This window comes from Bacillus sp. PS108, assembly GCF_037963335.1.
Lineage (GTDB): Bacteria > Bacillota > Bacilli > Bacillales > Bacillaceae > Bacillus > Bacillus subtilis.
Genome location: NZ_CP150155.1, coordinates 3,389,795 through 3,415,787, shown reverse-complemented (window position 1 = coordinate 3,415,787; position 25,993 = coordinate 3,389,795). Strand labels below are relative to the sequence as shown.

At 45.5% G+C, this 25,993-nt stretch carries 24 protein-coding genes and 1 other annotated feature; of the genes, 20 read left to right on the top strand and 4 right to left on the bottom strand.

The window, feature by feature from the left end:
• Positions 1-13: 13 nt before the first annotated feature.
• From lutR to ganB, 7 genes are all read left to right on the top strand, one after another.
• Positions 14-736 carry an L-lactate utilization/bacilysin biosynthesis transcriptional regulator LutR gene (gene lutR / locus NSQ16_RS17775; RefSeq protein WP_327836471.1) on the top strand — a complete coding sequence of 241 codons (723 nt, stop codon included), beginning with the start codon at positions 14-16 and terminating at the stop codon, positions 734-736.
• A gap of 181 nt (positions 737-917) precedes the next feature.
• Positions 918-1,910 carry a galactan degradation operon transcriptional regulator GanR gene (ganR, locus tag NSQ16_RS17770; protein ID WP_003244199.1) on the top strand — a complete coding sequence of 331 codons (993 nt, stop codon included), beginning with the start codon at positions 918-920 and terminating at the stop codon, positions 1,908-1,910.
• A 140-nt stretch (positions 1,911-2,050) separates the two neighbouring features.
• Positions 2,051-3,316, top strand: coding sequence for an arabinogalactan oligomer ABC transporter substrate-binding protein GanS (ganS, locus tag NSQ16_RS17765; RefSeq protein WP_110109487.1), 1,266 nt, complete (start codon positions 2,051-2,053; stop codon positions 3,314-3,316).
• A 39-nt stretch (positions 3,317-3,355) separates the two neighbouring features.
• Positions 3,356-4,612: an arabinogalactan oligomer ABC transporter permease GanP gene (gene ganP / locus NSQ16_RS17760; RefSeq protein ID WP_029946017.1), complete on the top strand. Its 1,257-nt coding sequence runs from the start codon at positions 3,356-3,358 to the stop codon at positions 4,610-4,612.
• Positions 4,613-4,615: 3 nt separating this feature from the next.
• On the top strand, positions 4,616-5,467 hold the full coding sequence (gene ganQ / locus NSQ16_RS17755; RefSeq protein WP_014478026.1) for an arabinogalactan oligomer ABC transporter permease GanQ: 852 nt from the start codon (positions 4,616-4,618) through the stop codon (positions 5,465-5,467).
• An 18-nt stretch (positions 5,468-5,485) separates the two neighbouring features.
• Positions 5,486-7,549 carry a beta-galactosidase GanA gene (ganA, locus tag NSQ16_RS17750; RefSeq protein ID WP_327836475.1) on the top strand — a complete coding sequence of 688 codons (2,064 nt, stop codon included), beginning with the start codon at positions 5,486-5,488 and terminating at the stop codon, positions 7,547-7,549.
• Between the two features lie 79 nt (positions 7,550-7,628).
• Positions 7,629-8,918, top strand: coding sequence for an arabinogalactan endo-beta-1,4-galactanase (gene ganB / locus NSQ16_RS17745; RefSeq protein WP_185183970.1), 1,290 nt, complete (start codon positions 7,629-7,631; stop codon positions 8,916-8,918).
• A gap of 52 nt (positions 8,919-8,970) precedes the next feature.
• On the opposite strand, the gene rsbP is transcribed toward ganB, so the two are convergent.
• Complete coding sequence (rsbP, locus tag NSQ16_RS17740) at positions 8,971-10,182, bottom strand: phosphoserine phosphatase RsbP (RefSeq protein WP_327836479.1); 1,212 nt, start codon at positions 10,180-10,182, stop codon at positions 8,971-8,973.
• 35 nt (positions 10,183-10,217) lie between these two features.
• Positions 10,218-11,027: a sigma factor SigB/phosphatase RsbP regulator RsbQ gene (rsbQ, locus tag NSQ16_RS17735; protein WP_003228292.1), complete on the bottom strand. Its 810-nt coding sequence runs from the start codon at positions 11,025-11,027 to the stop codon at positions 10,218-10,220.
• Between the two features lie 283 nt (positions 11,028-11,310).
• On the opposite strand from rsbQ, the gene NSQ16_RS17730 reads away from it, so the two are divergent.
• The 11 genes from NSQ16_RS17730 (at position 11,311) to NSQ16_RS17680 (ending at position 21,724) form a co-directional block, all read left to right on the top strand.
• Positions 11,311-12,216, top strand: a complete 906-nt coding sequence (locus NSQ16_RS17730) for an ABC transporter ATP-binding protein (RefSeq protein WP_327836481.1) — start codon at positions 11,311-11,313, stop codon at positions 12,214-12,216.
• Positions 12,217-12,954 (top strand): ABC transporter permease, encoded by a 738-nt coding sequence (locus NSQ16_RS17725; protein WP_327836482.1) that lies wholly within the window; start codon positions 12,217-12,219, stop codon positions 12,952-12,954.
• Positions 12,955-12,957: 3 nt separating this feature from the next.
• Positions 12,958-14,073: a two-component system sensor histidine kinase YvfT gene (yvfT, locus tag NSQ16_RS17720; RefSeq protein WP_327836483.1), complete on the top strand. Its 1,116-nt coding sequence runs from the start codon at positions 12,958-12,960 to the stop codon at positions 14,071-14,073.
• Positions 14,074-14,089: 16 nt separating this feature from the next.
• Positions 14,090-14,692: a two-component system response regulator YvfU gene (yvfU, locus tag NSQ16_RS17715; RefSeq protein ID WP_015251201.1), complete on the top strand. Its 603-nt coding sequence runs from the start codon at positions 14,090-14,092 to the stop codon at positions 14,690-14,692.
• A 122-nt stretch (positions 14,693-14,814) separates the two neighbouring features.
• Positions 14,815-15,144, top strand: coding sequence for a PadR family transcriptional regulator (locus NSQ16_RS17710; protein ID WP_327836484.1), 330 nt, complete (start codon positions 14,815-14,817; stop codon positions 15,142-15,144).
• Entirely contained in the window at positions 15,141-15,758 is a 618-nt protein-coding gene (locus NSQ16_RS17705) for a DUF2812 domain-containing protein (RefSeq protein WP_257437086.1), read from the top strand. The genes NSQ16_RS17710 and NSQ16_RS17705 overlap by 4 nt, the downstream gene beginning before the upstream one ends.
• Positions 15,759-15,932: 174 nt before the next feature.
• Positions 15,933-16,649, top strand: coding sequence for a lactate utilization iron-sulfur protein LutA (gene lutA / locus NSQ16_RS17700; protein WP_119899768.1), 717 nt, complete (start codon positions 15,933-15,935; stop codon positions 16,647-16,649).
• 26 nt (positions 16,650-16,675) lie between these two features.
• The gene (lutB, locus tag NSQ16_RS17695; RefSeq protein WP_014480926.1) at positions 16,676-18,115 is read left to right on the top strand and encodes a lactate utilization iron-sulfur protein LutB; all 1,440 of its coding nucleotides are present in this window, start codon (positions 16,676-16,678) and stop codon (positions 18,113-18,115) included.
• A complete protein-coding gene (gene lutC, locus NSQ16_RS17690; protein WP_029725947.1) occupies positions 18,115-18,837 on the top strand; it encodes a lactate utilization protein LutC in 723 nt (240 codons plus the stop codon). Before lutB ends, lutC begins: the two co-directional genes overlap by 1 nt.
• A gap of 107 nt (positions 18,838-18,944) precedes the next feature.
• Positions 18,945-19,979, top strand: a complete 1,035-nt coding sequence (locus NSQ16_RS17685) for a glycoside hydrolase family 18 protein (RefSeq protein WP_326149864.1) — start codon at positions 18,945-18,947, stop codon at positions 19,977-19,979.
• 97 nt (positions 19,980-20,076) lie between these two features.
• Positions 20,077-20,312: a binding site (T-box leader), on the top strand.
• 68 nt (positions 20,313-20,380) lie between these two features.
• Complete coding sequence (locus NSQ16_RS17680) at positions 20,381-21,724, top strand: amino acid permease (protein WP_003228313.1); 1,344 nt, start codon at positions 20,381-20,383, stop codon at positions 21,722-21,724.
• A 40-nt stretch (positions 21,725-21,764) separates the two neighbouring features.
• Here the strand turns inward: NSQ16_RS17680 and NSQ16_RS17675 are convergent, their stop codons facing one another.
• Entirely contained in the window at positions 21,765-22,682 is a 918-nt protein-coding gene (locus tag NSQ16_RS17675) for a DMT family transporter (RefSeq protein WP_128441853.1), read from the bottom strand.
• A gap of 99 nt (positions 22,683-22,781) precedes the next feature.
• Between NSQ16_RS17675 and NSQ16_RS17670 the strand changes: the two genes are divergently transcribed.
• A complete protein-coding gene (locus tag NSQ16_RS17670) occupies positions 22,782-23,660 on the top strand; it encodes a LysR family transcriptional regulator (RefSeq protein ID WP_015251206.1) in 879 nt (292 codons plus the stop codon).
• A gap of 156 nt (positions 23,661-23,816) precedes the next feature.
• Positions 23,817-24,827: an MsnO8 family LLM class oxidoreductase gene (locus NSQ16_RS17665; RefSeq protein ID WP_003228318.1), complete on the top strand. Its 1,011-nt coding sequence runs from the start codon at positions 23,817-23,819 to the stop codon at positions 24,825-24,827.
• A gap of 49 nt (positions 24,828-24,876) precedes the next feature.
• Here the strand turns inward: NSQ16_RS17665 and araR are convergent, their stop codons facing one another.
• On the bottom strand, positions 24,877-25,965 hold the full coding sequence (gene araR, locus NSQ16_RS17660) for an arabinose utilization transcriptional regulator AraR (RefSeq protein WP_003243070.1): 1,089 nt from the start codon (positions 25,963-25,965) through the stop codon (positions 24,877-24,879).
• Between the last annotated feature and the right edge of the window lie 28 nt (positions 25,966-25,993).

The following is a 25,993-nucleotide window of genomic DNA, read 5'->3' as shown; positions in this document are numbered from 1 at the left end:
GGGGTGAATTGCATTGAAATATAAACAGATTAAAACACAAAAAATATATGAAGAAGTAGCGGATGCCCTATTAGATATGATCAAAAACGGCGAATTGAAGCCGGGGGATAAACTGGACTCTGTTCAGGCGCTTGCTGAGAGCTTTCAAGTCAGCCGTTCAGCGGTTCGCGAAGCACTTTCTGCGTTAAAAGCGATGGGGCTTGTCGAAATGAAACAGGGAGAAGGCACGTACCTGAAGGAATTTGAGCTCAATCAAATTTCTCAGCCGCTCTCAGCCGCCCTTCTGATGAAAAAAGAGGACGTCAAGCAGCTGCTCGAGGTCAGAAAACTGCTTGAAATCGGCGTGGCTTCACTAGCGGCTGAAAAAAGGACAGAAGCAGATCTCGAAAGAATTCAGGATGCACTGAAGGAAATGGGCAGCATTGAAGCGGACGGGGAGCTGGGAGAGAAAGCAGACTTTGCATTTCATCTTGCGCTTGCGACCGCTTCTCAAAATGAACTTCTTAAACACTTGATGAATCACGTGTCATCATTGCTGCTGGAAACAATGAGGGAAACGAGGAAAATCTGGCTGTTTTCCAAGAAGACCTCCGTTCAGCGGCTGTATGAGGAGCACGAACGGATTTACAATGCTGTGGCTGCCGGGAACGGTGCAGAGGCGGAAGCCGCCATGCTGGCGCATTTGACGAATGTGGAAGATGTGCTTTCGGGATATTTCGAGGAAAATGTGCAATAACCAACTCATTTCCCGGGCAATTCCGCCGGTTCCGAATGGCACGAACAACTGAGACTGAGCCGCAAATGGTTCAGTCTTTTTACATGAGGCAGCCAGAGGGCTTTGTGCACTTGACATTTGCGAAAAAGAAAGTAAAATATTTTACTAAAACAATGCGAGCTGAATAATGGAGGCAGATGCAATGGCGACAATTAAAGATATCGCGCAGGAAGCGGGATTTTCAATCTCAACCGTTTCCCGCGTTTTAAATAACGATGAAAGCCTTTCTGTTCCTGATGAAACACGGGAGAAAATCTATGAAGCGGCGGAAAAGCTCAATTACCGCAAAAAAACAGTAAGGCCGCTGGTGAAACATATTGCGTTTTTATATTGGCTGACAGATAAAGAAGAATTAGAAGATGTCTATTTTAAAACGATGAGATTAGAAGTAGAGAAACTGGCGAAAGCATTCAATGTCGATATGACCACTTATAAAATAGCGGATGGAATCGAGAGCATTCCTGAACATACGGAAGGGTTTATTGCCGTCGGCACATTTTCAGATGAAGAGCTGGCTTTCCTTAGAAATCTCACTGAAAACGGCGTGTTTATCGATTCAACTCCTGATCCCGATCATTTTGACTCGGTAAGGCCTGACTTAGCACAAATGACAAGGAAGACGGTAAACATCCTGACTGAGAAGGGGCATAAGAGCATCGGTTTTATCGGCGGCACATACAAAAATCCGAATACCAATCAGGATGAAATGGACATCCGTGAACAAACCTTCAGATCCTATATGAGGGAAAAAGCCATGCTGGACGAGCGCTATATTTTCTGTCATCGCGGATTCTCTGTAGAAAACGGCTACCGCCTGATGTCAGCAGCGATCGACACATTAGGCGATCAGCTTCCGACTGCTTTTATGATTGCAGCGGACCCGATTGCAGTGGGCTGTCTGCAAGCCCTGAACGAAAAAGGAATTGCCATACCAAACAGGGTAAGCATTGTGAGTATCAACAACATCAGCTTCGCGAAGTATGTCTCGCCTCCTCTGACGACGTTTCATATTGATATACATGAATTATGTAAAAATGCTGTTCAATTACTGCTTGAACAAGTGCAGGACAAGAGAAGAACGGTAAAAACATTATATGTGGGCGCGGAATTAATCGTCAGGAAGAGTATGAATTAAGAATGACTTAGGACACTAAGTCATTTTTTATTTAAGTAAAAAAATTTACTCTATGAGGTAAATAGTTTGTTTACACATTTTCTCAGGCGTGCTATATTATCTTTAAAGCGCTTTCATTCCTACCGAAAGGGTGACAATCAATGAAAATGGCAAAAAAGTGTTCCGTATTCATGCTCTGCGCAGCTGTCAGTTTATCCTTGGCGGCTTGCGGCCCAAAGGAAAGCAGCAGCGCCAAATCGAGTTCAAAAGGGTCAGAGCTTGTTGTATGGGAGGATAAAGAAAAGAGCAACGGCATTAAAGACGCTGTGGCTGCATTTGAAAAAGAGCATGATGTGAAGGTCAAAGTCGTTGAAAAACCGTATGCCAAGCAGATTGAAGATTTGCGAATGGATGGACCGGCCGGCACAGGCCCTGACGTGTTAACAATGCCAGGGGACCAAATCGGAACCGCTGTCACGGAAGGATTACTCAAGGAATTACATGTCAAAAAAGACGTTCAATCACTTTATACTGACGCTTCCATTCAGTCTCAAATGGTAGATCAAAAGCTTTATGGACTGCCAAAAGCGGTCGAAACGACTGTGCTTTTTTACAACAAAGATCTCATCACAGAAAAGGAATTGCCCAAAACGCTGGAAGAGTGGTACGACTATTCCAAAAAGACTGCTGACGGCAGCAAATTTGGCTTTTTAGCCCTATTCGATCAAATTTATTATGCAGAAAGTGTGATGAGCGGATATGGCGGATACATTTTTGGAAAGGCCAAAGATGGGAGCTATAACCCGTCAGACATTGGAATCAATAATGAAGGAGCTGTCAAAGGTGCGGCGCTGATTCAGAAGTTTTACAAAGATGGCCTGTTCCCGGCTGGCATTATTGGAGAACAAGGGATTAACGTATTGGAATCGCTGTTCACAGAAGGAAAAGCCGCCGCAATTATTTCTGGTCCATGGAATGTAGAAGCCTTTTCGAAAGCAGGAATCAATTATGGCATTACGAAACTGCCGAAGCTGGAAAATGGGAAAAACATGAGCTCCTTTATCGGCGTCAAAAGCTACAACGTCAGTGCATTTTCAAAGAATGCAGAGCTGGCGCAAGAATTAGCCGTTTTCCTGGCAAATGAAAAAAATTCTAAAACACGATATGAAGAGACGAAAGAAGTTCCTGCTGTGAAATCCCTAGCCAATGACCCGGCTATTATGAAAAGCGAGGCGGCACGGGCAGTTACTGAACAATCCCGTTTCTCAGAGCCAACACCAAATATTCCGGAAATGAATGAAATATGGACGCCGGCTGATTCAGCATTACAGACGGTTGCAACAGGGAAGGCGGATCCGAAACAAGCATTGGATCAAGCCGCTGAAACCGCCAAAGGACAAATTAAGGCAAAGCACAGCGGAAAATAAAGAGGAAGCTAGATTTGTATTGTAAGAGAGGTGAAAACGGTGCAGCATCGTCAAGTCGCTTTGTTGCTTTCTATCATCCCGGGGCTCGGGCAATTTTATAACAAGCAATGGATAAAAGGTATTGTCTTTCTTTTTTTAGGCGCATCGTTTTTTGCGGTCTTTGGAGATCTGCTCAATATGGGGTTTTGGGGAATCTTTACACTGGGAACAGAAGTGCCGCGGGATAATTCCGTTTTTCTGCTGGCGGAAGGAATTATCGCTGTCATCGTGACCTGCTTTGGCCTTGCGGTGTATTATGTGAATCTTCGCGATGCGTTCCAAAGCGGAAAACAGCGTGATGAAAATAAGCCATTAAGTTCCTTAAAGGAACAATACCAACATATCATTTCTGAGGGCTATCCTTATGTCGTCAGCGGCCCCTCTTTGTTTATTTTAATTTTCGCCGTGATCTTTCCTATCTTATTCAGCTTTGCATTAGCGTTTACAAACTATGATTTGTATCATTCTCCTCCTGCAAAATTAATTGATTGGGTCGGTTTTCAAACGTTCGCAAATATTTTCACAGTTGATATTTGGAGGTCGACTTTTTTTGATGTACTGGCTTGGACGGTGGTTTGGACACTTGCTGCATCCACACTGCAAGTCAGCTTGGGGATTTTTCTCGCGATCATTGTTAACCAGAAAGACCTTCGGTTTAAACGTTTTTTTCGGACGATTCTGATTTTGCCATGGGCCGTTCCCGGTTTTGTGACGATTTTAATTTTTGCGGGACTGTTTAATGATAGCTTCGGTGCGATGAATCACGACATCTTGGCTTTCTTCGGGATAGATCCGCTTCCGTGGATGACAGATGCCAATTGGTCGAGGCTTGCGTTGATTCTCATGCAGGGCTGGCTCGGATTTCCGTACATCTTTCTCGTCTCAACAGGCGTATTGCAATCCATCCCGGACGATCTGTATGAAGCAGCTACGATTGATGGCGCTTCTGTCTTTTCAAAGCTGAGATACATCACGCTTCCGATGGTGTTCATTGCAATGGCTCCGATTATCATTACCCAGTTTACGTTTAACTTTAATAACTTTAATATTATCTATCTATTCAATGGCGGAGGTCCGGCTGTAACCGGATCAACAGCTGGCGGGACAGATATCCTCGTTTCATGGATTTATAAATTGACAATGCAGTCAAGCCAATATTCACTTGCTGCGGCTTTAACCATTTTATTATCTGTATTTGTTATCTCCATCGCATTGTGGCAGTTCAGACAGACAAAGTCTTTTAAAGAGGAGGCATAAGGCATGCTGGCAGATATGAAGGTCAGAAAATATATCCGTCTCCTTTTCTCTTACTTGTTGCTAGCCTTTATGGCGGTCATCATTGTTTATCCTCTCCTTTGGACGGCAGGCGCAAGCTTTAATCCTGGCAACAGCTTAATCAGTACATCCATCATTCCGAAGCATCCAACATTCGACCATTACAAGGAATTATTTGCGGGCAAAGAAAGCCTTCAATATGTGCAGTGGTATGTCAACTCAATGAAGATCAGCCTGTTTACAATGGCAGGGTCTTTGCTCTGTGTGACGTTTACAGCCTATGCGTTTTCGCGCTTTCGCTTCAAAGGCAGGAAATACGCTTTAACGCTCTTTTTATTGCTGCAGATGATTCCTCAGTTTTCAGCTTTAATTGCCTTGTTTGTGCTGGCGCAAATCTTGGGAATGATCAATAGCCACTGGCTGCTAATCTTGCTTTATATCGGCGGCCTGATCCCGATGAATACGTATTTGATGAAAGGGTACATGGATTCCATTCCGATGGATTTAGACGAAAGCGCCAAGATTGACGGAGCCAGCAGCACCAGAATCTTCTTCCAGATCATTCTGCCATTATCAAAACCGATGGCGGCAGTCGTGGCCATGAACGGCTTTACCGGTCCGCTCGGAGATTTTGTGCTGTCCTCAACCATATTGAGAACGCCTGAATCATATACATTGCCCGTCGGTCTATTCAATTTAGTGAATGATGTCATGGGGGCCAGCTATACGACATTTGCGGCCGGAGCCCTGCTTATCAGCATACCGGTTGCCGTTATCTTTATCATGCTGCAAAAGAATTTTGTATCCGGATTAACCGCAGGCGGAACGAAGGGCTAAGAGAACAAGGAGGAGAATGTGATGTCAAAGCTTGAAAAAACGCACGTAACAGAAGCGAAATTTATGCTCCATGGGGGAGACTACAACCCCGATCAGTGGCTGGATCGGCCCGATATTTTAGCTGACGATATCAAACTGATGAAGCTTTCTCATACGAATACGTTTTCTGTCGGCATTTTTGCATGGAGCGCACTTGAGCCGGAGGAGGGCATATATCAATTTGAATGGCTGGATGATATTTTTGAGCGGATTCACAGTATAGGCGGCCGGGTCATATTAGCAACGCCGAGCGGAGCCCGTCCGGCCTGGCTGTCGCAAACCTATCCGGAAGTTTTGCGCGTCAATGCCTCCCGCGTCAAACAGTTGCACGGCGGAAGGCACAACCACTGCCTCACATCTAAAGTCTACCGAGAAAAAACACGGCACATCAACCGCTTATTAGCAGAACGATACGGACATCACCCGGCGCTGTTAATGTGGCACATTTCAAACGAATACGGGGGAGATTGCCACTGTGATCTATGCCAGCATGCTTTCCGGGAGTGGCTGAAATCGAAATATGACAACAGCCTCAAGACATTGAACCATGCGTGGTGGACTTCTTTTTGGAGCCATACGTTCAATGACTGGTCACAAATTGAAAGCCCTTCGCCGATCGGTGAAAATGGCTTGCATGGCCTGAATTTAGATTGGCGCCGGTTCGTCACCGATCAAACGATTTCGTTTTATAAAAATGAAATCATTCCGCTGAAAGAATTGACGCCTGATATCCCTATCACAACGAATTTTATGGCTGACACAGCGGATTTGATCCCGTATCAGGGCCTCGACTACAGCAAATTTGCAAAGCATGTCGATGTCATCAGCTGGGACGCTTATCCTGTCTGGCACAATGACTGGGAAAGCACAGCTGATTTGGCGATGAAGGTCGGTTTTATCAACGACCTGTACCGAAGCTTGAAGCAGCAGCCTTTCTTATTAATGGAGTGTACGCCAAGCGCGGTCAATTGGCATAACGTCAACAAGGCGAAGCGCCCGGGCATGAATCTGCTGTCATCTATGCAAATGATAGCCCACGGCTCGGACAGCGTTCTCTATTTCCAATACCGCAAATCACGCGGGTCATCAGAAAAATTACACGGAGCGGTTGTGGATCATGACAATAGCCCGAAGAACCGCGTCTTTCAAGAAGTGGCCAAGGTAGGCGAGACATTGGAACGGCTGTCGGAAGTTGTCGGAACAAAGAGGCCGGCTCAAACCGCGATTTTATATGACTGGGAAAATCATTGGGCGCTCGAGGATGCTCAGGGGTTTGCGAAGGTGACAAAACGTTATCCGCAAACGCTTCAGCAGCATTACCGCACATTCTGGGAACACGATATCCCTGTCGACGTCATCACGAAAGAACAAGACTTTTCACCATATAAACTGCTGATCGTCCCGATGCTGTATTTAATCAGCGAGGACACCATTTCCCGTTTAAAAGCGTTTACGGCTGACGGCGGCACCTTAGTCATGACGTATATCAGCGGGATTGTGAATGAGCATGACTTAACATACACAGGCGGATGGCATCCGGATCTTCAAGCTATATTTGGAGTTGAGCCTCTTGAAACGGACACCCTGTATCCGAAGGATCGAAACGCTGTCAGCTACCGCAGCCAAATATATGAAATGAAGGATTATGCAACCGTGATTGATGTAAAGACTGCTTCAGTGGAAGCGGTGTATCAAGAAGATTTTTATGCGCGCACGCCAGCGGTCACAAGCCATGAGTATCAGCAAGGCAAGGCGTATTTTATCGGCGCGCGTTTGGAGGATCAATTTCAGCGTGATTTCTATGAGGGTCTGATCAAAGACCTGTCTCTTTCTCCAGTTTTTCCGGTTCGGCACGGAAAAGGCGTCTCCGTACAAGCGAGGCAGGATCAGGACAATGATTATATTTTTATCATGAATTTCACGGAAGAAAAACAGCTGGTCACGTTTGATCAGAGTGTGAAGGACATAATGACAGGAGACATATTGTCAGGCGACCTGACGATGGAAAAGTATGAAGTGAGAATTGTCGTAAACACACATTAGGCTGATGCTCCGCTCGATATGGGCGGATTCTTTTTTCTATAGAATGAAACCGCTTACTAAGTCTTGGGGGGATGAAATCATGAAAAGCAAAGTGAAAATGTTCTTTGCGGCTGCCATCGTGTGGAGTGCATGTAGTTCAACAGGATATGCCGCTGCCATTGAGAAGGAGAAGCACGTGTCAAAGCTTCGGGCAGAGGATCTTTTTGTTAAAAAAGTAGAGGGGATGAACAAGGATTTTATCAAAGGGGCAGATGTGTCCAGCGTTATTGCTTTGGAAAACAGCGGTGTCACCTTTTACAATACAAGCGGAAAACGCCAGGACATCTTTACAACCTTAAAACAGGCTGGGGTCAACTATGTTCGCGTCCGCATCTGGAATCACCCGTATGATTCAAATGGCAATGGGTATGGCGGGGGAAACAATGATGTTCAAAAAGCCATCGAAATCGGAAAAAGAGCGACAGCGAACGGAATGAAGGTGCTGGCCGACTTTCACTACTCTGATTTCTGGGCCGATCCAGCGAAACAAAAGGTGCCCAAAGCCTGGGTGAATCTCAGCTTTGAAGCAAAAAAAGCAAAGCTCTATGAGTATACGAAACAAAGCCTGCAAAAGATGATCAAGGAAGGCGTTGACATCGGCATGGTTCAGGTCGGAAATGAAACAACAGGAGGATTTGCCGGTGAGACTGATTGGACGAAGATGTGCCAATTATTTAATGAAGGAAGCCGAGCGGTCAGGGAGACAAATTCAAATATTTTGGTCGCCCTGCATTTTACCAATCCTGAAACGGCTGGAAGGTATTCATTTATTGCGGAAACACTCAGCAAAAACAAAGTGGATTATGATGTGTTTGCGAGCTCCTATTATCCTTTCTGGCATGGCACATTACAAAATTTGACCTCCGTGCTGAAGGCTGTTGCCAACACGTACGGCAAAAAAGTCATGGTGGCGGAGACATCGTACACCTATACCGCCGAGGATGGCGATGGGCATGGAAATACAGCACCAAAAAGCGGGCAGACGCTGCCATATCCAATTTCTGTTCAAGGCCAGGCAACTGCAGTAAGAGATGTAATGGAGGCAGTGGCGAATACGGGCAAAGCAGGACTTGGTGTTTTCTACTGGGAGCCGGCGTGGATTCCAGTCGGGCCGAAAACACAGATAGAGAAAAACAAAGTGTTATGGGAAACATACGGGTCAGGGTGGGCTTCCAGCTACGCTGCTGAATACGACCCTGAAGACGCCGGGAAGTGGTATGGGGGAAGTGCTGTAGATAATCAAGCTTTATTTGATTTTAATGGACACCCGCTGCCTTCCTTGCAGGTGTTTCAATATGCGGAGTCAGGACATATTCCAAAGAAACGCTGAAACAAAAAATCCATGAGATGTAACAAATCATTGTTATGTCTCATGGATCATTTTATTTTACATCAACTAATATAAAACATTCGTCATCACTCTTATGATGAGCTTCCTTTTGATGCTGCAGTGATGTAAGGATGTTCTCCTTCAGGTCAGCGATCGGCGAAGCAGGATGATCCTTTAGTAAATCATATAAATAACATGAAGCCGTAGGATCCATCACGCCATCTGTATACAGAAGCAATCTTCCGCCCTCCGTGTATGAAAGGCTGCTTGACTGAAATACTAAGTCTTCAAACATTCCGATCGGAGGCGAAGTCGCGTGAAGCAGATGTTGAGTTCCGCTATCGTCCTGCCAAAGTGCCGGCGAATGTCCTGCGTTGACATAATCAATTCTTTGCCGTGCTATATCAATCTCGAGATAAATAGCAGTGCAATAATGTCTTGCTTCCTCATCATTTTGAAACAAGCTGTGAAGGTGCCGGTCCAATTCCTTCATAACTTTAACGGGGCTGAGACCTTGCGTGATCTGGCGCTGGAACAAAGGATGAAGAGACATCGTAATCAATGCAGATGAAATTCCGTGCCCCATCACATCAAGGATAATAATGCCGTAACGGTGTTCATCGATTTGATAATATCCGTAAAGATCACCTGACAATTCACTCGATGCGTTGTAATAAGAGTCAATCTGAACCTGATCGTTTACAATCGGTTCAGTCAACGAGTTTTTCTGGATCTTTCTGGCGAGTTCAAGCTCTCTTTTGGTGTTTAATTTAAATTGTTGATTTTGTTTGTTGATCTCAAGAAGTTCTTCTTGCTTTGCTTTCAGCGTTTCCAAGGCAATTTCTAACTCCGCATTGGCTTTCTGTTTGGCAAGCAAAGCTTCCTGAGCCTCATTTCTGGCTATCAGCAGCTCATTTTCATATTCATTTCGCTTTCGCATTGGAATAAGAACACAATCAAAGACAGAAGCCTCGCTATCGTGTCTCGCAATAGCATTGATAAGGACGGGAATTTCTTCTCCATCTCTTGCTTTCAAGGAAATGTATATTTCTTCGATGTGATGCTCCAATTTCAAAAGCGGAAAAAAATAAAGCTGGCAGAAAAGCTGTGCGGGAATGGTCAACATCATATTCATGTGCTGGCCGATAACCTGCTCCGGTTCATAATCCAGAATCTTGATAAGGGTGCGGTTGGCAGCTATGATCGACCCCTCTTCTGACAAAGCGAGGAAACCGCATGGTGCATCATTCAATTGTTTGTCCATCTAAGAGGGTCACCTCTATCCCTTTCGTTCCTATATCACACGTGTGCTTTTAAATAATCGCCGATCAGCTGTATCGTCTCATCTGGATGGCTCATATGAGGGCAATGTCCGCGAGCCTCCATTTGTTTCAGACTGCTATAAGGCAGATGCTGATGCATATACTTACCTACTGTTGCAGGTGCGATGATATCATCTGCACATTGGAGAATAAGAGAGGGAACCGTTACCTTCGAAAGATCCTCTCGGTGATCAGAAAAAAACGCCGCTTTCGCGAATTGGCGGGCAATGACAGGATCAGTAGAACAAAAACGGCTTTCAAGCTCTTCCTTAATTTCAGGCCGATCTGGCTGATTCAGAACGGTTGCCGCAAATACAGTCGCCCAGCCGATATAATTTTTCTCCATCATCTCCAGCAAGCCAAGGAGCTGCTCCTCTTCAAATCCTCCGTAATACTCAGGCGGATCATTCAAATAGCAAGGAGAAGGCCCCACCATCACCAGGTGGGAAAAAAGCTCCGGGCGGCGGATGGATGCAAGCATCCCAATCAAGGCCCCGACGGAGTGACCCACAAACACGGTTTCCTTCAGATCTAAAGCTTCACAAACATCAAGAACATCCTGGGCATAGCCGTCAAGTGTCTGGTAACGATTCAGGTCATATGCGCGCAAATCTGAATGTCCCGAACCGACGTAATCAAATAAAATCACCCGATGATCTTCTTCAAAGGCAGGTGCCACGGCATTCCACACGCTTTGATCGCATCCAAAACCAGGTGCGAACATGATAGATGCTTTGCCGCTGCCTTTCACCTTCACATGATTTCTAGACAAAATCGCTTCGTTCATGATTGGCTCCTTTCAGCCGGAAAGTAATATAAAGTTCAATATTTCTATCATAACACTCGGATGGTTTGAAGAGTGTATCTTTCTATGAATGTCACAGCAGTTTAAAAGAAAGAGGACATGGGAGATAGAAAAGATGGATGAATTGGAAGATGCAGGAGGAGGATTGCCTAGACACCGGGGTGAGAAAAAAATGACATTTGTCACTCCATCATCATGACACCCCATACTAACATCGTCTTCTCCGTCATTTTACAATCAATGTAAACGATCAGGAGGTGCTCATGTGATGAAAGAAGCAGTAACAGTAAGCAACGTGACAAAACATTTCCAGCGAAAAACCGCTGTAAACCACATCAGCTTCAGTATTGAAAAAGGAGAAATTGCAGCCATTCTCGGGCCAAATGGGGCAGGGAAGACGACCGTCGTCTCGATGATATTAGGATTGCTGAAACCGAGTGAGGGAGAAATCAAACTATTTAACCGGGTTCCCGATGATCAACAGGTTCGTGAAAAAATAGGTGTAATGCTTCAGGAAGTAAGTGTCATGCCGGGCCTTAAGGTGGATGAAATCCTTGAACTCTTCCGGAGCTATTATCCGAATCCATTGTCCATGAAAGAACTCGTTTCGTTAACAGCACTCACCAAAGAAGATTTGAAAACAAGAGCAGAAAAATTATCCGGCGGACAAAAACGCCGTTTGAGCTTTGCTTTGGCTCTTGCCGGGAACCCGGAGCTGCTTATACTTGATGAACCGACAGTCGGCATGGACACTTCATCAAGACACCGATTCTGGCAGACCATTCACGGACTGTCGGACCAAGGAAAAACGATTATTTTTTCAACTCATTATTTACAGGAAGCAGATGATGCCGCACAGCGAATCCTATTTTTTACTGAAGGACAGCTTGTTGCAGACGGCTCACCAATGCAAATCCGCTCAAGAATTCAAAAACAGTCTGTTTCCTTTACGCTTCATTCAAGTGAATCATTGGAAAGGCTGTCTTGTCACCCGGAAGTCGAGAGAGTGATCCACGAGCATGAGAGAACCATCATCCAGACATCAAATACAGACAAAGTGTTGGCGCTGATCTTTCAAGAAAACATCCCAGCCCGGGATATTCAAATTGAGCAAGCGACGCTCGATGAGGCATTTCGCCAGCTGGCTGACGGCAACAGGGAGGCGATGTGAGTGAACATGCTGCAAAAGCAAAGCATCGCTGAAATGAAAAGGGTGCTTAGGAACAAGTACTTTGTGCTTTGGTCTCTGATCATGCCGATTGCCTTTTATTATTTCTTTACAAATGTAGTGAATACCAACGTCCCTGATCAACGTGCATGGGAAGCCCATTACCTGATGTCGATGACAGTCTTCAGCGTGATGGGTTCCTCTATCATGACGCTTGGCATCCGAATGGTACAAGAACGGTCACAAGGCTGGGCCGCCTTTATCCGCCTTACGCCTCTTCCGGATCATATCTATTTATCAGCTCAGATGATCGGCCAAAGTGTCATTCACGTTTTATCAATTACCGTCATATTTCTGTTCGGCGCAATCATCAATGATATTGCCTTGTCACCGTTTGAATGGTTGATGAGCGGACTGTGGATTTTGTTTGGCGCATTGCCTTTTTTAGCATTAGGTACACTAATCGGCCTCATGAGAAAAGTAGAAACAGCGGCCGGAATCAGTAATGTGCTTTATATGCTGCTGGCTTTAGGCGGAGGGATGTGGATGCCGTTTGAGGTCATGCCTGACATGATGCAGAGCATTGGCCAGTGGCTTCCGTCTTATCATTTCGGGAGCGGAGCGTGGGAACTTGTCCAGGGTGGGAGTCCGACTTGGAAAAATATTCTGATATTAATCGCTTATATGATGCTCTTCATGCTACTATCTAAATACATAAGAAGAAAACAAGAAGCGGTGTAATACATGAAAAAGGCAATATCTATTTTCCCGAAGGAATTCGGGTTTTTCCCTTATATCTTTCTGGTGTATACGATTATGCCGTTCCTCTCTTTATTAAAAGAATCAGGTGTCAAACAGGGGATCGGATATGGCATGCTGCTCCTTTTTGTAGCGGCATATCGCCAGTTATTCTGCAGCGTGGGCAAAGCTTCGTTTACATATTGGCTTATCGTGCAAATGGCGGTTATTTTGATGTATAGTGTGTTTTACAATATCACCTATATATACTTAGGTTTTTTCCCGGCAAACTTTGTTGGCTATTTCAAAGAGAAAACGAATTTTAACCGTGCGTTCTGCGCTTTAATCTTTATACTGCTTTTTCCATGCCTATACCAATTTATCGCGAATTCGGTCTCGCTCCGGGAGCTTTTTTCTGTTCTCCCGTTTCTCGTCATTATGCTCATTTCTCCATTCGGCATTCGTTCTATGTTTCGGAGAATTGAGCTTGAAAATAAGCTTGCACAAGCCAACGAACAGATAAAAGAACTCTCTAAAAGAGAGGAGCGTGTTCGAATCGCCCGTGATCTTCACGATACTCTTGGCCACACCCTGTCGCTGCTTACATTAAAAAGCCAGCTCATTCAGCGGCTGGCTGCATCTGATCCAGAACGGACCAAGCTTGAGGCAAAAGAAATGGAAACCAGTTCACGCTCCGCACTCAAGCAAGTTCGAGAGCTGGTTTCTGATATGAGAACGGTCACGATAACAGAGGAGCTCGTAAACATTCAGCACATATTAAGAGCGGGGAACATTACCTTTCAATACGAAGGAGCCGACGACTTTTCAGTGATATCTCCCGTCACTCAAAATATTATCAGTATGTGTATGCGGGAAGCCGTGACTAACATTATCAAGCACAGCAAAGCAACCCACTGTGCCATTACCATTTCTCAGTTTGCTGACAAAATGAAGATCGTAATACGGGATGACGGAAAGGGAGCGGCGAAGGAGAAAATGTTTGGGAATGGCCTGTGGGGAATGGAAGAACGGCTCATGCTCATTGAAGGGGGATTAACGGTTTCAGATCATAACGGAACGGTTGTGGCACTGACGATTCCGCTTATTAAAAAAGCAGAATGATTGGAGGACGAAAAGAATGATTCGTCTGTTTATTGCTGAGGACCAGCGCATGCTTTTAGGCGCTTTGGGATCCTTGCTTGATTTAGAAGAGGATATGACAGTCATCGGACAAGCATTGAACGGGGAAGAGGCGCTACATGCTATTTTGAAGCTGGAGCCGGATGTATGCATTATGGACATTGAAATGCCGGTTCGAAGCGGGCTGGATGTGGCAGAGGAATTAATGAAAAAAGGCTGCGTCAGCAAGGTCATTATTTTAACCACCTTTGCCCGACCCGGATATTTTGAACGTGCCGTAAAAGCCGGTGCACATGGCTATCTGCTGAAAGACGGCGAAATTGACGATCTGGCCGATGCCATTCGAAAATGTGTAAAGGGAAAACGTGTCTTCAGCCCCGAGCTGACGTTTAATATGATGCGAGACGAAAATCCGCTAACCGTTAGAGAGCAAGAAATTCTGAGGCTTGCGGCTTTAGGCAAGACAACAAAAGACATTACGCTGGAGCTCTATTTATCTCAAGGCACAGTTCGAAACTATATCTCAGAAATCATCCAAAAGCTTAATGCGAAAAATCGGACAGAAGCCGCCAGCATTGCTGAGGAAAAGGGCTGGATTTAATGGAAACCTGGTTATTTATAGCCAGGGTTTTTTGTGTTTAGCTGGTCATTTATGGTTGAAATATTCAGTATAACTGTATATGATGGGATTATACAGTTATACTGAATATTGGAGGCTGTTATATGAATGAAAATAAGCATTTGCCGCTGACTGAGACTGTTTATTATGTTCTTTTATCTTTGTTACATCCTGCTCACGGCTACATCATTATGAAAAATATTGAAGAGCTTAGCGGCGGAAGAGTTAAAATGGCGCCTGGAACTCTTTATGGCGCAATCGAAAACTTATTGAAGCATCAATTGATAGAGCCTTATCCAAGTGAAGATCGCCGCAGAAAAACATATATCATCACTGAACTCGGAAGAAATGTGTTGTGGAAGGATATGGAGAGAATGGAGCGGCTGGTTGACATAACGAGGCAGGAAGTAAATAAAAAGGGGGAGACCATATGAATAAATACAGATATTTTATGGACATAGACAGTGAGGAACAATGGCTGAATAAGATGGCAGATAAGGGGTGCGAATTAAAAGGGAAAGTTTTTTTATCCTATTGTTTTTCAGATGAAACATCGACTGACAATTCTACCGTCAAAATAGACTATCGCACCTTTAAACATCCGGGAGATTTTACTGATTATCGAACTCTCTTTGAAGACAGCGGATGGAAGCATCTTTTCAGTTCACAAGGCCTGCATTATTTTAGAAAAGAGAAAGCCAGTGCATCAGACGATATTTTTTCGGATACAGAATCCAGAGCCGGAAGATATAAACGCCTATTGCAATCGTACTTTGCACTTTCTTTTATATTCTTATCCTTCATCCTGATCCTCTTTACTACCAATGGTTTGACTACTGATTTATTTATCCGTCCCCAGAGTTTGTATTATACGCCGGGCCTGTGGGATAAGACGGGAGCAGCTTTTATCGGAGCCTTTTTGTTTGAAACACCTTTTGCACTGATGAGAGGGGGAGCGGGCTGGATTGTTCTCCTTAGCGCTCTTAGCTTCTTTTATTCATTTGTAAAAACATTTAAAAGATACAGAAAGTGCTTGTATGGTCATTAAAAAGTGTGTAGTGCTATGAACGTCTGTCCAGTGGAACAGGCGTTTTTTATTGCCGAGATGTTTAGAAAACCCTTTCCTTCCATTGTCAGAATAGTGTACGATATTCATATAGTTATTTTAACTCAGGTCATCAGATGACCTGATCATATATTGGGGATGAGAGAGGGGTTCATCATGAAAGTCTCACTTTTTGTCACTTGTCTTGTTGATATGTTTCAAACAAATGTCGGAAAAGCAACGGTTGAGCTGCTGGAGCGGCTTGGGTGTGAGGTTGATTTTCCGGAAGGGCAGATTTGCTGCGGGCAGCCGGCTTACAACAGCGGCTATGTACATGACGCCAAAAAAGCAATGAAACGGATGATCGAAACGTTTCAGGATTCCGAATATGTTGTCAGTCCTTCCGGTTCCTGCACAACGATGTTCCGGGAGTATCCGCACCTGTTTCAGGATGATCCGAAATGGGCCGATAAAGCGAAAAAGCTGGCGGATAAAACGTATGAACTGACAGATTTTATTGTGAACGTACTTGGAGTAGAGGATGTCGGCGCGACCCTTCATACAAAAGCGACCTTACATACGTCGTGCCATATGACTAGGCTGCTGGGTGTTCGGGAGGAGCCGATGAAGCTGTTGAGCCATGTGAAGGGCCTGCAGTTTACAGAGCTTCCGGGCAAACATAACTGCTGCGGATTCGGAGGAACGTTCTCCGTCAAGATGGCGCAGATTTCTGAGCAGATGGTCGATGAAAAAGTCGAATGTGTGGAGGAAACGGGAGCAGAGGTGCTGATCGGTGCTGACTGCGGCTGTTTGATGAATATCGGGGGACGGCTTGGCCGAAAAGATAAGAATGTCAAAGTGATGCACATCGCCGAAGTGCTCAACAGCAGATAAAACTGGATTCAGAGGGGGAAAGGATCATGGCGATGAAAATCGGTACTGACGCTTTTAAAGAGCGGGTATCACAGGGGATTGATAATGAATTTATGAGAGGCGCTGTTTCGGGTGCACAGGAGCGTCTGCGGACGCGGCGCCTAGAGGCAGCAGAAGAACTGGGAAACTGGGAGGAGTGGCGCTCATTATCAGAGGAAATCAGGCAGCATGTCCTTGAAAACCTTGATTTCTATCTTGGACAGCTTGCCGAAAATGTGGCGAAAAGAGGCGGACATGTCTATTTCGCGGAAACAGCGGAAGAGGCGTCTTCTTATATTCGTGATGTCATTCAAAAGAAGAACGGGAAGAAAATTGTGAAATCTAAATCAATGGTCACAGAGGAAATCAATCTGAATGAGGTGCTGGAGAAGGAAGGCTGTGAAGTCGTAGAAACCGATCTCGGCGAGTATATTTTGCAGATCGATGATCACGATCCGCCGTCACATATCGTTGCGCCCGCCCTTCATAAAAATAAAGAGCAGATACGCGATGTGTTTAAAGAAAGGCTGGACTATCAACATACAGAAAAACCGGAAGAGCTGGTGATGCATGCGCGCGCCATTCTCCGGAAAAAGTTTCTGGAAGCGGATATCGGCATTACCGGCTGTAACTTCGCCATCGCTGACACGGGTTCCGTCAGCCTTGTGACCAATGAAGGAAATGGACGGCTTGTGAGCACCTTGCCGAAAACACAAATTACCGTCATGGGAATGGAGCGGATTGTCCCGTCATTTTCTGAATTTGAAGTGCTAGTCAGTATGCTGACAAGAAGTGCTGTCGGACAGCGGCTGACAAGCTATATTACAGCTTTGACGGGTCCGAAGCTGGAAGGTGAAGTGGACGGTCCGGAAGAATTTCATCTTGTCATCGTTGACAATGGACGATCCAATATCCTTGGAACGGAATTCCAGTCTGTGCTGCAATGTATCCGCTGTGCAGCCTGTATCAATGTCTGTCCTGTGTACCGCCATGTCGGCGGACATTCATACGGCTCAATCTACTCGGGGCCGATCGGAGCGGTTTTATCACCGTTGCTCGGCGGTTATGACGATTATAAGGAGCTGCCGTACGCATCTTCACTGTGCGCTGCTTGTTCAGAAGCCTGCCCGGTCAAAATCCCGCTTCATGAGCTGCTACTCAAGCATCGTCAGAATATCGTCGAAAAAGAAGGCAGAGCGCCGATCAGTGAAAAGCTTGCAATGAAAGCATTCGGACTTGGCGCATCCTCTTTATCGCTTTACAAAATGGGCTCAAAATGGGCGCCGGCCGCCATGACGCCTTTTACAGAGGACGAAAAAATTTCGAAAGGGCCCGGCCCGCTTAAAAATTGGACACAGATCCGTGACTTCCCGGCACCGCATAAATCGAGATTCAGAGACTGGTTTGCGGACAGAGAAACAAGTGAACGCACGAAGGAGGAGCAGTGATGACGAAGGGAACCATTCAGAATCAAGAGAGCTTTTTAAATCGAATCGCATCCAGCCTGGGCCGTGAAAGAAGAACAGGAGGCGTGGCAGTCCCTGAATGGGCGCATCAGCCGCAATATAAAACACTTGAAGGTTATTCAGCGGATGACTTAGTCACAGTGCTCAAAAACCATTGTGTCAAAATCCATACAGAGCTGATTGAAACGGATTCAACCGGCCTTTATGATGCCCTGCGCGAGCAAGTCAGCCGCTTTTCCGGAGGCCCTGTCATCATTCCGAAGGACCCCCGCTTTGAAGAATACGGACTGAAAAGCCTGCTCACCAAGGACTGGCCGAGTGAAGGAACGCCGGTCTGGGAGTGGGATGCTGACAAAGGCGAGGAAAATATCAAAAAAGCGGAGCAAGCCAATGTAGGGATTACATTCAGCGAAATTACATTGGCTGAGTCGGGGACGGTTGTCCTCTTCTCCTCAAAAGACATCGGCCGCTCTGTCAGCCTTTTGCCGACGACTTATATTGCGATCGTGCCGAAATCAAGCATTGTACCGAGAATGACACAAGCCAGTGATATCATCCGCCAAAACATTGCGAACGGTGTCACTGTTCCTTCATGTATCAACTACATTACCGGACCGAGTAACTCAGCCGACATTGAAATGGATTTAGTTGTGGGGGTGCACGGACCAGTAAAGGCAGCATATATTCTCATCTCTGACCGCTGAACTCAGGAAGCCCGGCAGGCATATGCCGGGCTTTTTGCTTGAAAAAACTTCAACTTCCAATTTTTTGGCCGATGAGAAGAGTATGACTTGAAATAGGAGGAAATGCGATGAAAAAGTGGCTGATCATAGCGGTTTCACTGGCGATTGCGATTGTTCTGTTTATGTATACAAAAACAGAAGCGAAGGCAGTCGGAATGACACTAGGCTACACGACTGGGGATACGGCTTCATACAATTCTCTCACGAAATATCATACATACATGAATGCCATCGCAACCGATACGTTTGCGTTTGAAAAAAACGGACATGTGATTGGCGATGCCCCAACTAAGCAGCTGACATATGCGAAAAAGAAAAAAATCAAGACATGGGCTGTCATTTCAAACTATAATGATGCCATTTATGACTTTGACGGAGATTTAGCGAGTCGAGTCATGAGTAATAAAACAGCGAAAAAACGATTCACAGATCAGTTAATTACACTGGCCAAAAAGCACTCATATTACGGAATCAATATCGATTTTGAAGCAGTAAATCCAGAAGACCGCGCTGCATACTCGACCTTCATTCAATATGTCTCACAGGCTTTGAATAAGAAACATATTAAAACAATGGTATCCGTTCCGGCCAAAAGCGCCGATGATAAAAATGATGACTGGAGCTGGCCGTATGATTATGCGAAAATCGGCAAATATGCCGACTTCGTACAAGTCATGACCTACGATGAACACGGCATTTGGGGTGAGCCGGGGTCAGTGGCAAGCACAAACTGGATCAAAAGCTCTCTGCAGTTTTCAGTCAAAAAGATCAAAGCCAATAAAGTCATCATGGGAATCCCTGCGTACGGCTATGACTGGGATGTAAAAGACGGAAGTACCAGCACAATAAGGGAATGGAATGAGCTCAAATCCCTCATCCAAAAACAAAAAGCAAAGCCGGCATTCAACAAAAAATCAGGCTCGATGACGTTTTCTTATGTTGACAAAAAGAAGCATAAACATGTCGTGTGGTATGAAAACGAAAAAACCGTTCAAACGAAAAGCCATCTGGCAAAGCAATATAAAATAGCAGGTGTTTCAGTTTACGCATTAGGAAACGAATCAGAATCCTTTTGGAAAGCCATTCGAAAAGGGACAAAATAACAGTTTCTTTTTTCTCTGAAGTTATTGACAGTTAAAAGAGAAGCACGTATATTATGTTAATATATTCAGATCATAAAATTTGAGTTTTTCAGAAAACTAAAACACATAGATTGGGAGCAGTAAAAGAAAGTGATCAGAACAGAGAGCTGCGGGGTGGTGCGACGCAGCCTGATTCTTCTTTGAACTCGCCCGGGAGTGGTAAGACGGAACGGAATAGATTGAATATTCCCTATGTTTTAACGGCTAACCTTCGTTACAGGTCAAAAGCAGGATTCTTCATGAAGAATCAACAAGAGTGGTACCGCGGTCAGCCGAAGGCTCGTCGTCTCTTTATCTATTAGATTAGGTAGGAGACGGCGGGCTTTTTTGTTTTTGAAAACGAGAAGGAGAGGTAGAAGAGGATGAAAAACGACAATCAAACGTTAAAACGCACGATGACGTCCCGCCATATTATGATGATGGCGCTGGGCGGAGCAATCGGCGCAGGTTTATTTAAGGGGAGCAGCTCAGCGATCGATGTGGCAGGGCCATCTGTCATTATCGCATACCTGCTCGGCGGGATTATTTTGCTGTTTATTATGCAGGGGCTGGCGGAAATGGCTGTTCGAAACCGTAACGCCAGAACCTTCCGTGATCTTGTCCAGCAGGTATTGGGAAATTACGCCGCTTACTTTTTGGACTGGATCTACTGGAAAATGTGGGTGCTCAACATTGCGGCTGAAGCTGTAGTAGCTGCGATTTTCATTCAATATTGGCTGCCGGGCTGCCCGATCTGGGTGTTGGCATTAGGAATTTCTCTTATCGTCACGATTGTAAACTTGCTTTCTGTTAAAATCTTCGCCGAAACTGAATATTGGCTGGCAATGATCAAGATTACCGTTATTATTATCTTTATTATTCTGGGATTGCTGCTCTTATTTGTATCATTCGGTGATCATACAGCATCCGGATTTTCCAACCTGACAGACCACGGCGGATTTTTCCCGCACGGCGGCACAGGGCTGATCACGGCGATGCTTGTCGTCATCTACTCTTACGGCGGTACAGAAATTATCGGTGTAACGCTTGCAGAGACAAAAAATCCGGAAAAGGTTGTCCCGAAAGCTGTCCGCAGCACACTGACACGGATTGTCGCGTTTTACCTGCTGCCGTTTTTCATCATCGTCAGCCTGATTCCATGGAACCAAGTCAATTCCGTTCCGGAAAGTCCTTTCGTGATGGTCTTTAAAATGGTAGGCATTCCGGGCGCGGATCATATCATGAATGCAGTCATCCTGCTGGCGATCATTTCTTCTATGAATTCAGGTTTATACGGATCATCACGCATTTTGTATACACAGGCAAGTGACGGAAGGCTTCCAAAGGTCTTCTCGAAGCTTTCATCGAAAAACGTACCGATGTTTGCGATTCTGATGTGCACTTCTTCTCTCTATATTGGCGTATTGATTTCTCTGTTCGCAGGAAGCCAAACATTTAATTATTTAATGGGATCATTGGGATATACCGTTTTATTCATTTGGCTGATCATCGGATTCGCTCATTTAAAATCGAGAAAACAGCAAACGGAAACACCGGCCTATTATGTAAAATGGTTCCCGTACACGACATGGTTTGCGATTGTGGCATTACTCGCCATTCTGATCGGGGTCATCATGACAACATCAATTGTCATTACCGGCATTACTGCGGCGATCTACCTTTTGATTACAGTTGCATATTTGGTCAAAGGACGCAAGCATCAGTAAATAAGAAACCCTCTTGCCGCATCCGGCAAGAGGGTTTTTATTATTGTGCAGCTTTCTCGTTTATACCAATCGCCGCAGCTTTCTGCGCTTTTGATTTTGTATTCACGAGACAGATGCTCGTGACAATCAGCAGCAGCCCTGCCAAGAGGCTAAGGGTGAGCGGTTCATGCAGGAAAATGGAGCTGGCCACGATTGATATGAGCGGAATCAAAAAAGTATAAGATGCGACCTTGCTTGCTTCTCCTGAACCGACAAGCGTAAAAAAGACAAGCCAGCCGAGCGCGATAACGAATACGGAGATGAACAGCAGGCTCGTAATAAACGGAGCTGTCCATTGAATCGCCGAAAAGCTTTCTGTCCAAAAGCCGGATATAAGCAGAAACACGCTTCCGATCGTCAGCTGCAGAGCGACCATCCAGATGGAATCGACGCGGCTGCCTGTTTTTTTCATATATACCGTCCCGAGCGCCCAGCTGACTGCGGAGCCGAGAGCCAGCAGAACCCCCATGACAGAAATATGCCCGCTAAAGCCCGCAGCACTAATGACGGCTACTCCCGCAAAACCGAGGATGAGGCCAATCACTTTCATTACAAACATGGATTCGCCGAGCCACAGCCAAGAAAATACACCCATCAGAACAGGCTGGAAGAAGACGATTGCAGAAAACAGGCCGGCCGGAAGATAATTCAGCCCGATCGTTTGCAGGCCGTAGAATAACGTAATATTTAAAAGAGCAGAAACAAGATAAATCGGCCACGTTTCTTTTAAGCGTAATTTATGAATACGCGGCAGTGCGACAATGACTAATAAAAGCCCGCCGATCAGTGTTCGGATGCCCGCGAACAATAATGGCGGAGAATAGGCGAGCGCGGCTTTGGACAGCGGCCAATTGACGCCCCACATGATGACGAGAAATGCGAGCAGGAGAGCTGTCCGCGTTTTTGAGAGCTGCTTCATTGTTCATTCACTCCTTGTAGAACTTTTCCATCATATGATACGGTAGAACATAAGATAAATAAAATGAATCTTTTTTATAAGGAGCATAAGTAAATTGTTATGACCATTACACAATTAAAGGTTTTTGTGAAAATAGCTGAAACGGGAAGCTTTACAAAAGCGGGTCAGGCGCTGAACATGACACAGCCGGCTGTCAGCCATGCGATTTCTGCGATCGAAGCTGAGCTTGATGTAAAGCTGATCATTCGTGACCGCCGCAATGGCCTGATGCTGACGGATACGGGAAAACAGATCTTAGTACACATTAGAGAAGTCTTAAAAGGCATTGAAAAAGTTGAGCAGGTAGCAGCAGCGGAAAAAGGGCTTGAACTGGGAACGATTCATATCGGCACATTCTCAACTGCCTCGGCTTATTTTATGCCAAAGCTGATCAGTGAATTTAAACAAAAATATCCGAAACTTGAGCTCGTGCTGCACGAGGGAACTGTAAATGAAGTCAAGGAGTGGCTTCATACGCGGATGATAGATGTCGGGATTCTTCTGTATCCAACAGAGGAGATGGAGTACATTCATTTGAAAAAAGACAAAATGGCTGTCGTGCTCAGGGACGATCACCCGCTTGCCAGTCATTCGGCCATTACGCTGAAAGATCTTGACCATGAACCGATGATCGTCTGTGACGGAGGCTATGAATCACCATTTGTCGATATGTTCAGGCAGGCGGGCGCTACGCTGCACCCAGCTTTCACGGTCTATAACATCAACACCTCGATCAGTATGATCAGAGAAGGACTGGGCCTGGCCATTTTATCAGAAATGTCCATGTCGGGGATGCCGCTGCCGGAGCATGTGGTGACCCGGGAATTGGACCCGCAGGTATACCGTGATGTGCAGCTTGCTGTTCCGTCGCTAAAGGAGGCTTCTCTAGCGGCTAAGCTCTTTATTGAGATGGCTAAGGATCTGTTTGGAGCAGAATAATGTTCCAAACCGTTCGTTTTATATTGTTCGAATTTCATCGAATCAAATTCTTTTATTCCTGAATGCAGTTGTGTTATGGTGTGATAGAAGTTCTTTCAATCATGACCTGACAGCTTTGGGCTGTTTACTGATAACACATTTGCAAAGGAGAACAATATGTCTAACAACCAACGCAAAGATACCTTGCTTTCTGTCTTGAATTTATCTCCGGTTGTTCAGGGAGGAACGATTGCAGAATCATTCCGAAACAGCATGGACTTGGCGCGCCGGGCAGAGGAATGGGGCTATCACCGTTACTGGCTTGCTGAACATCATAATATAGAAGGTGTTGCAAGCTCTGCCACCGCAGTTTTGATTGGCCATATTGCCGGAGGCACGAAGAAAATCCGCGTCGGTTCCGGCGGCATTATGCTCCCGAACCACTCTTCATTAGTCATTGCTGAACAATTCGGCACACTGGAAACACTGTATCCCGGGCGGATTGATCTGGGGCTTGGACGTGCGCCGGGAACAGACCAATTGACAGCCAGAGCGCTCCGCAGAAACATCAACAGCGGGGAGGATTTTCCAGAACAATTAGAGGAACTGCGCAATTATTTTAAACCGTCAGGAAATGTGCGTAATCAAGTTCGCGCCATTCCCGGAGAGGGCATAGATGTGCCGATTTGGCTGCTGGGCTCAAGCGGCTTCAGCGCCCGTCTGGCAGGTGAACTAGGTCTTCCGTTTGCCTTTGCCGCTCATTTCTCACCAGCGAATACGGTTCCTGCATTGGAGCTGTACCGCAATTCCTTCACGCCGTCAGACGTGCTCGACGAACCGTATGCGATGGTCGGTGTCACCATTATCGCGGCAGATACAAACGAGAAAGCGCAGCACCTTGCGACTTCGCATTATCAAAGGTTTCTTGATCTTGTCCGCGGTACGCCGAACCAGCTTAAACCGCCTGTTGAGGATATGGACCAAATCTGGAGCCCGTATGAAAAAGCGATGGTCAATGAGCAGCTGAGCTCCACGATTGTCGGAGGTCCGGAAGAAGTGAAGGCGAAGCTTGAAGATTTCGTCAAAACGACACAGGCTGACGAAATTATGGTTAACTCAGAAACCTTTGAACACGCAGACAGAATGCGTTCGTTTGAAATCATCGCTGACGTTTGGAAAAACAGATAACAGCTATAAAAAAAAGCAATGTAGCGGGGAGACCCATACATTGCTTTTTTTATTCATTCAGTTTTCGTGCGGACTGGCGAATGATCAACTCAGGCTCAAATATGACATCCTCTTGCTTCGGTTTTTTATGCTCTAAGCAGTCAATGACATATTTGGCGGCTGCTTTTCCAAGCACTGATTTCGGATGTTTGACAGAGGTTAGTTTCACTTCTGAGATTTGGGCGAAATGTGAATCATCATACCCGACGATAGACATATCTTCCGGCACTTTAAGATCCATCTCCCTCAGCATATCAATCACCTTCAGCGCAATTTCATCGTTATAACAAAGAATGGCTGTCGGCATGTGCTTGCTGTTTTTCTCCAGTGTGGCTTTTACTTTCTCCAGAAGTTTTGATTCTTTTTCTTCCGTTGTAAATGTCACGATCATATCCGGAGAAGGAAACAACTCACGCTCCCGGTGCGCCTGTATAAATCCGTTCATCCGTTTCACGCCTTGTGTGTCATCAGCTTTAAAAATACCCATCATATGCGTGTGGCCGAGAGAAAGCAAATGCTCCGCCGCCATCATCCCGCCTTTCACATCATCCAAGGTAAAACTTGGCGCGGCAAGCTCGGCATATGACGCGTTAATCATCGCAAAAGGAATGCCGTTTTTCTCCAAGTTCAGATAATAGCCGATGTTTGGTGTTTGAAGGGCGCTTTTTGTCGGTTCTACGATGAGTCCGTCAATATGCTGGGACAGCAGGTTTTCTAAGCCTCTTCTTTCGTTGTCCGGGTTGTTGTTTGTGCTTGTCAAAAGCATAGAATACCCCTGCTCGCTTAAATAGGACTCGATTCCTCTGATGATGCTCGGGAAAATATAGTCTGATATGTAGGTTGTCAAAACACCGATCGTTTTATTGGAATGCAGCGCTGACTTAGCAGAGCGTGAAGCGACAAAGGTGCCTCCGCCTTGCACGCTGTACAGCAGACCTTGTGATACGAGGTCTCCGATCGCTTTGCGGATGGTATGCCGGCTGACGCCGAATTGCTGCATTAATTCGTTTTCGGTAGGGATTTTTTGATCGGGCAGTATTTTGCCCTGATTAATCCAAGAACTGATTTCTTCTTTTACTTGCGCGTATTTTGGTAACATATCCATTCCTCCAAAATGTATACGGACA